This is a genomic window from Ensifer sp. 4252 (genome assembly GCF_050434565.1).
Classification (GTDB): Bacteria; Pseudomonadota; Alphaproteobacteria; order Rhizobiales; family Rhizobiaceae; genus Ensifer.
In genome coordinates this window covers 82,181-90,861 of sequence record NZ_JBNDIU010000025.1, presented here as the reverse complement: position 1 = coordinate 90,861, position 8,681 = coordinate 82,181, and the positions used below count along the sequence as shown (strand labels likewise).

The 8,681-nt window shown below is 59.2% G+C and carries 7 protein-coding genes; 3 read left to right on the top strand and 4 right to left on the bottom strand.

Annotated features, from left to right (window positions below; genetic code table 11):
• Positions 1–376 precede the first annotated feature (376 nt).
• A complete protein-coding gene (locus ABIE33_RS30565) occupies positions 377–559 on the top strand; it encodes a hypothetical protein (RefSeq protein ID WP_429132036.1) in 183 nt (60 codons plus the stop codon).
• A 247-nt stretch (positions 560–806) separates the two neighbouring features.
• Here the strand turns inward: ABIE33_RS30565 and repC are convergent, their stop codons facing one another.
• The 3 genes from repC to repA all read right to left on the bottom strand — a co-directional run bounded on the left by repC (position 807) and on the right by repA (position 4,549).
• Complete coding sequence (gene repC, locus ABIE33_RS30560) at positions 807–2,024, bottom strand: plasmid replication protein RepC (RefSeq protein ID WP_429132034.1); 1,218 nt, start codon at positions 2,022–2,024, stop codon at positions 807–809.
• Positions 2,025–2,229: 205 nt separating this feature from the next.
• Entirely contained in the window at positions 2,230–3,246 is a 1,017-nt protein-coding gene (gene repB, locus ABIE33_RS30555) for a plasmid partitioning protein RepB (protein ID WP_429132032.1), read from the bottom strand.
• Between the two features lie 94 nt (positions 3,247–3,340).
• Entirely contained in the window at positions 3,341–4,549 is a 1,209-nt protein-coding gene (gene repA, locus ABIE33_RS30550; protein WP_429132030.1) for a plasmid partitioning protein RepA, read from the bottom strand.
• A gap of 447 nt (positions 4,550–4,996) precedes the next feature.
• Here repA and ABIE33_RS30545 point away from each other — a divergent pair, with 447 nt between their 5' ends.
• On the top strand, positions 4,997–5,167 hold the full coding sequence (locus ABIE33_RS30545; RefSeq protein WP_429132028.1) for a hypothetical protein: 171 nt from the start codon (positions 4,997–4,999) through the stop codon (positions 5,165–5,167).
• Between the two features lie 877 nt (positions 5,168–6,044).
• Here the strand turns inward: ABIE33_RS30545 and ABIE33_RS30540 are convergent.
• Positions 6,045–6,971, bottom strand: coding sequence for an AraC family ligand binding domain-containing protein (locus ABIE33_RS30540; RefSeq protein ID WP_429132027.1), 927 nt, complete (start codon positions 6,969–6,971; stop codon positions 6,045–6,047).
• Positions 6,972–7,163: 192 nt separating this feature from the next.
• On the opposite strand from ABIE33_RS30540, the gene ABIE33_RS30535 reads away from it, so the two are divergent.
• Positions 7,164–8,636 carry an alpha-glucosidase/alpha-galactosidase gene (locus tag ABIE33_RS30535; RefSeq protein WP_429132025.1) on the top strand — a complete coding sequence of 491 codons (1,473 nt, stop codon included), beginning with the start codon at positions 7,164–7,166 and terminating at the stop codon, positions 8,634–8,636.
• Positions 8,637–8,681 lie beyond the last annotated feature (45 nt).

Below are 8,681 nucleotides of genomic sequence, written 5' to 3'. Positions count from 1 at the left end.
CGTCCGGTAATTGATTGGAATGCTGTCCGGCTTCAGATCGGAACGCTGTCCGGATATTAATCGGAACCCCGTCCGGTTAATTCCTGGAATCCGCACCACAGAGCAGGGCGTGGATTTTCGCACCCGCTTTTAACGGTCAGGGGTGCAGAGTTTTATCTAACCTCGCCTGTTCGAAGGCGCCCGGATTAGCTACGAACAGGGCGCGAACAACCCTGACATCCAGACCACATGCTACCTCCGGTCTCAGGCGAGATACCGGCCATGGTGCTAGAATGCCACCGGCTGCAAACTCCAAGGATTTGCCGCTCGGCTCCGCCCGTTTCCCGGGAACCACCTGCACTCTTTCCCCGTTCCGGTCGTGCAAATGGAGTTCGCTATGTTGGATGAAAGAGACTACCTGAAGCCAAAACGTCACGCCTCCGCCGGCCTGCCCCTTGGCATCCTACTCATCTCGGTCTTCGCACTTGCGGCCTATCTCCTTGTCGGCAGCTCGCTTGTTGGCAATAAGCCCTCGAACCCGACAGTCTATCTTCCGGCGGTATCGCAGCAATCGCGCTAACGGCATTGCCCTACCGAGACCGAAACGGAGGAGGGGAGATCAGGCGCTGTAGTGACGCCGGCAGTCGAGACCCCGATCGCCGAAAACAGCGACTTGCCTGCCAAACCTTCCGGTCGAAGTAACCGCCGGCCCCTGGTGTGGTCCCCTGCGGCGCCGGCGGCACTCGCTGTTTCAGGCACTCGCAAAGGGCGGTTCACGATGTGGTGAGGGTCGAGCCGGGAACGCGTTCGCCCATTCGCCGGTCGTCTCACGACGCAGAAGCCAGATTGGATGTCGGCGCCCCGCGAAGTAGTGCCATCAGCATCGGGCCAAGCGAGAACTCTCCGCGCCGCGCCCGGTTTGTCAGATCTCTGAGATAACCGCCGGCCGAATTGATATGTCCGGACCGCTCGTAGATGCAGGCCACTACCGATGCTGCTGTTGCCGGCCCCATCACCTCGCACGCCTCCTCATAGGCGGACGGGCTGACGGCAAGCATCGAGCGCACCGTCACGGCGGCCATCATCAGGTCCCGCCAACTCGAAACCTCGCCGTCCGGCCCGAACGGTTTGATCTCGGGGCAGGCGCGCAAAACCATCTCCAACGGGAAAGGCTGTATGCCCTTCGGCTTTGCTCCGGTTTCTGCGCTCGGCTTCTCGCCCTGCTCTTTTTCAGAGCTAGGTTCAAGTTCACGGAAGGATTCGGGTTTTGAATTCTGTATGTGCTGCTCAGATAGACCAGCATTGCCAGTCATATTTTCGGAAATTGCGTTATCATCCAGCATGTTGACGACTTCTTCGTGCAGAAGCGTCATCTCGTCGGCAATCGCAAGCAGTTCTTTGAGGCTCGGTCGACGTGGAATTCGTGCGACGAGTGCGACATACATATCTTCGACATAACCCCAATCGCCGGCTGCCCCCTCTTCGATCGCAGCGGTAATCAGCTTGCGAATGTCCCGCCGGCACAACGAGACACGCTCCTTGGCGATCAGAAACCGCCGGCGTTCAGCCGCAACTTCTTGCGCCATGCCTGCCAGTTCTTCCGAGCGGGCCAGCAGCGGAGCAAGATCAAAGCCATAGGCCTCCTCGATGCCACCTTCGCCGTCCTTGCGCGCATATCTCTTGCCGTTGGGGCTGTCCTTACGCGAAACCAGGCCAGCCTCGACCAACGCGACAAGGCTGCGGCGAAGCGTGCTGCCGCCTATACCGTTGGCACGATGGGTCAACTGCGCGTTCGACGGGAACACGATGAGATCCTTACCTTCAGCCAGTTCGCACTGAGGATAGAACGACAGAAGTGCGTTCAGCACGGCCAGAGCACGGTCCTGGACGCCAAGAAGAGTCCGTGCCTCGCATACGTCGCGAAGCACCTTCCATTTGTCGACGGTTTTTCCGGCTTTGATGCCGGACGATCTGATCTGCCCCTTCACCAGGGCAAGCGACATCGGCCGCCGCCCGAATGGCGTCGTTACGGATAACCTGTCCATTTCAGCCTTACCTTCGTTCAGGCAAAGGAATGCCAGTCACCGAAACGGCGCCAAATCTCTTGAGAGAGTCTTGACTGTGAATCCCGGAAGTGCAAATCTCGAAATCGCCAAATGACGAGAAAGGGCCTTCAGAGACGGTGTTTCGGGGGCCTTTTTTCTTTTGCCGATGCTGCTCCTCTAATTTTTCAGTCTTCAGTACAGCGCCCTATTCGGCGCTGCTCTGTTTTTCCGTCAGCGCTGCCTCGTAAGCTTCAAACAGCTCGGGCAGTTTCGCCGTCAGATAATCTGCAAAACCGTCATTGCGATCGCGCCGGATCGATAGGCGCCATTGCTTGTCGGTCGTGGCCACCTTTCCGATCTCCGCGCCTGATCCGCTGGTAACGACCTCAGGCGCAAGCTGAGCGGCCGGCTTCGCCTCGGATTTGGTTGCCGCCGCAAAGGCTACGATAAAGCGATCGTCCGTTTCCCGTGTCGCAAAGCCGGGTTTCGTTGCGACCGCCAGGGCACGCTTCAACGCCGCCTCGTTGCCGATCGCATCGACCAGCGACTGCCAGCGGCCGCGACCAATCTTCGGTGCGCGTCCGATCGCATCCACAAGTTCACCTGGCAACGCGCGTGCGACGGCGACAAGCTTGGAAACTTCAGCCCGGTCGACGGAAAGGGCCGACTGGATAAGCGCTCGGGCAAAGCCCGCATCTTCCAAACGACCAGCAAATACCGCGCGCTCGATGAAGCTCAGATCTTCGCGGGCGGAGTTCTCCACACCTTGCGCGATGACCAGATCTTCATCCGTCAGTGCGCGCACATAGGCCTTGACGGGAATGCCGAGCGCACGAGCGGCGCGAATGCGCCGATGCCCGTAGGCGCTCTGGTAGCGACCGGATAAAGAAGGGTGCTCACGAAGGAGCACCGGAATTTCCTGGCCTCTTTCGCGGATAGAAGTTATCAGCGCCTCGAAACTGGCTGGGTCCTGCTCGCTGAAGCGATCAGCCAAAGGCGAGGGATCGATCAGGGTGGGGTCGATCTCGATGGCGAGCTGGCCCGACGCGAGCTTCGCGCGAAGAACTTCATACTCCTTCTCGACGTCTGAGAAGGTGTCCTTGAGCGAGCGGACTGCGCCCGAGCTCACACGTGGCAGCGACGGCCGTTTGGTGTCACTATCAACGGAGTGCTCGCTCTGCCCGGAAAACATCGAGCGAATGGACTGGGTGCGCTTGCTCAACGGAAGGACCTCCTCGTTAGAGGCGAAGCGTTGTCTGTAGACAACATTCCCCGCCCAAGGGGAAAGAGTACCGGCACGGAAAAGGGGCAATCACTCATCGCTGCCATACCTGCGAAATCAGGTCGATCACCTCAGTGTTGACCGCGTTGACGGATTCCATGGCGCGGTCATAAACGGACCGCCCGACGGCACCCTTCGACAATTCGAACAACGACTGCTTGGTGAGGCCAGCATTGGCAATCGCCGTCGACTTCCAGGCCGTCGCCCTGAGGACATCGCTGCCGAATAGGTCGCGCAACAGTCCGACGATCTCCTGTTCAGGCACGTCGCGCGGATCGTGCCTTGTCACGACGAACTTCATGAAATCGTAGTTCAGATGCGCGCCTGCGTCCTCGATGACCGCAATGAGATCGGCCGTCATCAACAGGAACTGGCTCATCGATGCGACATCGACCATCTGCGGGTGGATCGTCACCAGCATGCCGGTTGCCGCATTGAGAGCGCCCATGGTCAGGAAGCCGAGTTGCGGCGGGCAGTCGATGACAACGACGTCATAGTCCGCCTCGACTTCATTGATCGCGGCAGCGACGCGGCGGAAAAACAGATCCTCGGGTCCGGAACGCTTGCCCATGGCGCGCGGGGTTTCGTGCTCGAACTCCATGAGCTCAAGATTGCCTGGAACGAGGTCGATGCCCTCGAAATAGGTCGAACGGATCACCGAACGCATGCCGACCCGCTCCTCATCGTAGCGGATCGCGCCGTAGAGGGTTGTATTTTCGGCAATGTCGAATTCAGGCTGGTAGCCGAACATGGCTGACAGGGAGGCCTGCGGATCGAGGTCGATCGCCAGAACGCGGTAACCCTGCAGCGCCAACCCCTGTGCGAGGTATAGCGACGATGTCGTCTTGGCCGATCCGCCCTTGAAGTTGGCAACGCTGATGATCTGGAGCTTGTCACCTTCGCGGCGGCGGGGCCAGAACTTCAAGGCCTCCTTCGGGCGCGCTTCGGCAAGATAGACGCGAAGCTCGTTGATTTGGCGCAGTGTATAGGAACGGCGACCAGCGGTGCCCAGTTCCGGCATGGGACCCAGACCGTCCAAGGACAATTGCCTGAGATAACCGTCCGATACCCCAACGATCTGTGCGACCTCTCCAGAGGTAAACGACCTGAGGGATTTCATCGCCTTCGGCGGAAACGCAATCTCGCCGACAGCCCGCAAACGGTCCGAAAGCGCTGTCGCCTGACGTGTGATACGCTCGGACGTCGTCTCGTTTTCAAACTGGGGATTCGCGGGCTTCAACATCGTGGTCTCTTCAAAACGGTTTCTTCGCGTCTGACGCATTCTTTCCGTCTGGAAGTAGAGACACGATTCGATGGCGGCCGACAAGCCGCTTTAGGGATAACAAGACCTTAGCGGTTGCAGCGAAATCGGCGTCTCATGACTTTCCATTTGTAGCTTTTCGTATATTTTTCAGAGCGTTGGCGCCATATCGGCGTTAATATTCCGCTCAGCGGCCACTCGCTTTTGCAGGTCCTTCACGTGCCGTTGTCAACCGTTTCTTGCATGGCCGACGCCGGACAACGGGGCAAAACCGGAGAATCATCCCTCCGGAGACCCCACTTTTGCTGCTGGATCAATTGATTCGAACGGAGCAAGCTGAGGAGGCGGGAGTGAACTCACCTGATCCGGCAGTTGCGTCCGCGCGATCAATCGGTATCGTTCGAACGCGATTCGTCGCTTGGAGGATTTATGCGTCAGCAGACAAAGCCGTTCATCGTTGAGATAAAGCCGTCCCGCAAGGTGAAGGCCGATACCCAAAAGACATCGATCTGGGGAAAGCTGGATCTGAGCGTCGAACCCGAATTCCAAGCAGAGCCCGTTCCGGCAGAAGAGCCCGTCGTCGAGACCGGTCGGCCTTAAACCATCCAACGCGTGCTTGCCGATTTGCAGGCGGGCTGAAGTTTGCAAGCCCGATCGGTAATGCGGGCGTAGGCAGCCACGCCGGACAAGGCGTGGTTCGAAGCTATGCCGGTTCAATGCCTACACCAACGATGCCCAACGGACGCCGAAATCATAGATCGCGCGCCAACACCGTTCGCCCGACATGGATTTGCACATGCTTCGCTTCAGCAGATCGCTGACGGCGCTGGTAACTGATTTCCCGGATAAGCAAGCCTCTGCGACGCAGCTAATCGTTCCCGGCGCGATAATAGTATCTTAGGGGCAAGTATCTTTAGGGTTGCTCGCCAGCATCAATGGCCTTCCGGTTGGTCCCAAGCGACTTCAAGCCGGTGGCCGATGGAATGGGCCATCGTCGAGCGCGCACAGCAAGGGCGTCTGGGCGAAGCGGCCGCGCCGTCCGATTGCTCGACCGAAAACTCTGGCAAAAAAAATGGGCCTGCGGAAAACCGCGGCCCATGAAGTGTGAAGGTCATAAAACCTCCAGAGGGGAACAGCTGCTGCGGCGGCACTGGGAGGAGAAGCCGCCATGTGCATCAGCTATGAGCGTTATGATCGTTTTTTGATCATTTGGAAAACATTTATTGTGCAATGCAGCTATGCGCAGGCTGCGTTGCTTCTCCGTTTTCCAGAGGAGCGAACGCTTGGTGCAAAGCACCACCTTCGCTGGCAACCACGCAGGCGCATGCGGTTACGCAGCGCATTGGATCACTGACCCGGCGGGGTGGCGTAACCATGCGCGATTGCCAGCTCGACAATTTCGCGGGCAATTCGATAAGGCTCGTCACGGGACAATAAAACGCGGCTGTGAAGTGAAACACGCTGGCCGCAACCGCAGCTATTCATATTCCGCACGAGAGAGGTTTGCCGCTTCCTGGCTCTTGGCAGCGACACTCGAATACATGCCCGTCGTGCGGAACTCCGTGGGGCTTGCGCCAAAACAGCGTCGGAACACCTTGGCGAAATAGTTCGGGTCTTCGAAGCCGGACATGATCGACACTTCCTTGACCGAGAGATGCGCCGCCTTTGTCAGCAGCTTCGTTGCCCGCTGCAACCTCTTGCGCAAGACGAACTCCGCGGGCGGCATGCCCTCGCTGGCGGCAAAGACGCGCGAGAAATGTGCCCGGCTGAGCCCCGAAACTTCAGCCAGCGTCTCGACGGGCAGGGGATGCTCGAGGTTCGCCATGATGTGCTGGATGACATGCTGCATTGTCCGGTATTCCTGGCTGAATACGGGATGGGCGCCGAAGACGTCGTCATAGAGTGCCATTGCCGCTTCGTAGGCGATGGCCGATGCGCTGCCCGGCGCTTCGCCACCTGAAATCAACCGCAGACTGCAGTCTGCCAGATGCTCGATCGTCTCTCGCTTGAGGTTTAGGATTGGCCCGGTCGTCGAAAGAATGGCCTTGTGGATGCGCAGTGCCTCTTCGCCGTTCATGGAGATCCAGAAGAACTCCCAACGACCATTCTGCTCGAGCCAATAGCGATGGTTGTGCGGCACCAGGAGCAGCAGCGTCTCGCCCTCGCGCACACGGTGGTTACGTGCTTCGTAGCGCAGGTTCCCGGCGCCCGAGATCGTGTACTGCAGCACCGTGAACGGCGTCTGGCCACGCTTTCGACCATCCCAATCGTAACTCGCATCCGTGCGGATCTCATAGCCCGTACTGGTCGGCATGGTGTGGAGGCTATGCCGCCCGCGCGGTAGCGACACCGTCTTCATGGCGGGGCCATTCTCGATCAACCGTTTCAGCATAGAATTACCCATGAAAGCACAATACCTCTCTGGCGACGCCAAGCATTATACGCATAATGCCTCTCAACAAAGCAATACGGCTGGTTTTGAACAACATTGGAGAGGGAGACCGGGAGGGTAAAGGCGCGTCAGCGCAACCTCTAAGGCGCACCAATTTTACCCAACATCCCTGTATTCGACCGAACAAACAGTGACGAGGACAGCATGAGCAACTTCAAGATTGCCATCATTGGCGCCGGCAGCGTCGGTTTCACCAAGAAGCTCTTTACGGATATTCTTTGCGTTCCGGAGTTTCACGATGTCGAGTTCGCGCTCACGGACTTGAGCGCGCAAAACCTCGGCATGATCAAATCGATCCTCGACAAAGTAGTCGAGGCGAACAATTTGCCGACCAAGGTCACGGCAACGACCGACCGTCGCGAGGCGATCGCCGGTGCGCGCTACATCATCAGCTGCGTGCGGGTCGGCGGGCTCAGCGCCTATGCGGATGATATCCAGATCCCGCTGAAATACGGCGTGGACCAGTGCGTCGGCGATACGATCTGCGCCGGCGGCATTCTCTACGGCCAGCGCAACATTCCGGTCATCCTGGATTTCTGCAAGGATATCCGCGAACTGGCCGAGCCGGGTGCGAAGTTCCTCAACTATGCCAACCCGATGGCAATGAACACCTGGGCGGCGATCGAGTATGGCAAGGTCGACGCGATCGGGCTCTGTCATGGTGTCCAGCACGGCGGCGAACAGATCGCCGAGATCCTCGGCGCCAAGGACGGCGAACTCGATTTCATCTGCTCCGGCATCAATCACCAGACCTGGTTCGTCGACGTCAGGCTGCGCGGTCGCAAGATCGGCAAGGACGAACTGGTCGCCGCCTTCGAGGCGCATCCGGTTTTCTCCAGCCAGGAAAAGCTGCGCATCGACGTCCTCAAGCGCTTCGGCGTCTATTCCACCGAGAGCAACGGCCACCTGTCGGAGTATTTGCCCTGGTACCGCAAGCGGCCAGAGGAAGTGACGCGCTGGATCGACATGTCGGACTGGATCCACGGTGAGACCGGCGGCTATCTGCGCCACTCGACCGAGACCCGCAACTGGTTTGAGACCGAGTTTCCGCAGTTCCTCGAAGCGGCCGCCAGGCCGATCGATCCCGCGCGCCGTTCCAACGAGCACGCCAGCCATATCCTTGAGGCACTGGAGACCGGGCGTGTCTACCGCGGCCACTTCAATGTGAAAAACAACGGCGTGATCACCAACTTGCCGTCTGACGCGATCATTGAATCGCCCGGCTTCGTGGATCGCTTCGGCATCAACATGGTCGCGGGCATCACTCTTCCCGAAGCATGTGCTGCCACCTGCATTTCATCGATCAACGTCCAGCGCATGTCCGTCCATGCGGCAATCGCGGGCGATATCGACCTTCTGAAGCTGGCGGTTCTGCACGACCCTCTGGTCGGCGCCGTCTGTACGCCCGAGGAGGTCTGGCAAATGGTCGACGAGATGATCGTCGCCCAGGCGGAATGGCTTCCCCAATACACCCATGCCGTGCCCGCCGCCAGAGAGCGCCTGAGCAAGGCAACAGTCAGGACCCGCGAGTGGAAGGGCGCTGCCCGGCGCGAAATCCGATCGATCGAAGAACTGCGCGCCGAGAAGGCAGCAACGAAGTTACGCGCGGCCGGCTGACGGGCCGAGGCGAGGGCGGGGGATGCGGCAGCATGGGAGAGCCGC

Coding starts and splice junctions, on each gene's coding strand:
- ABIE33_RS30565 (WP_429132036.1), top strand. CDS start 377: ATGTTGGATGAAAGAGACTACCTGAAGCCAAAACGTCACGCCTCCGCC.
- repC (WP_429132034.1), bottom strand. CDS start 2,024: ATGGACAGGTTATCCGTAACGACGCCATTCGGGCGGCGGCCGATGTCG.
- repA (WP_429132030.1), bottom strand. CDS start 4,549: ATGTTGAAGCCCGCGAATCCCCAGTTTGAAAACGAGACGACGTCCGAG.
- ABIE33_RS30545 (WP_429132028.1), top strand. CDS start 4,997: ATGCGTCAGCAGACAAAGCCGTTCATCGTTGAGATAAAGCCGTCCCGC.
- ABIE33_RS30540 (WP_429132027.1), bottom strand. CDS start 6,971: ATGGGTAATTCTATGCTGAAACGGTTGATCGAGAATGGCCCCGCCATG.
- ABIE33_RS30535 (WP_429132025.1), top strand. CDS start 7,164: ATGAGCAACTTCAAGATTGCCATCATTGGCGCCGGCAGCGTCGGTTTC.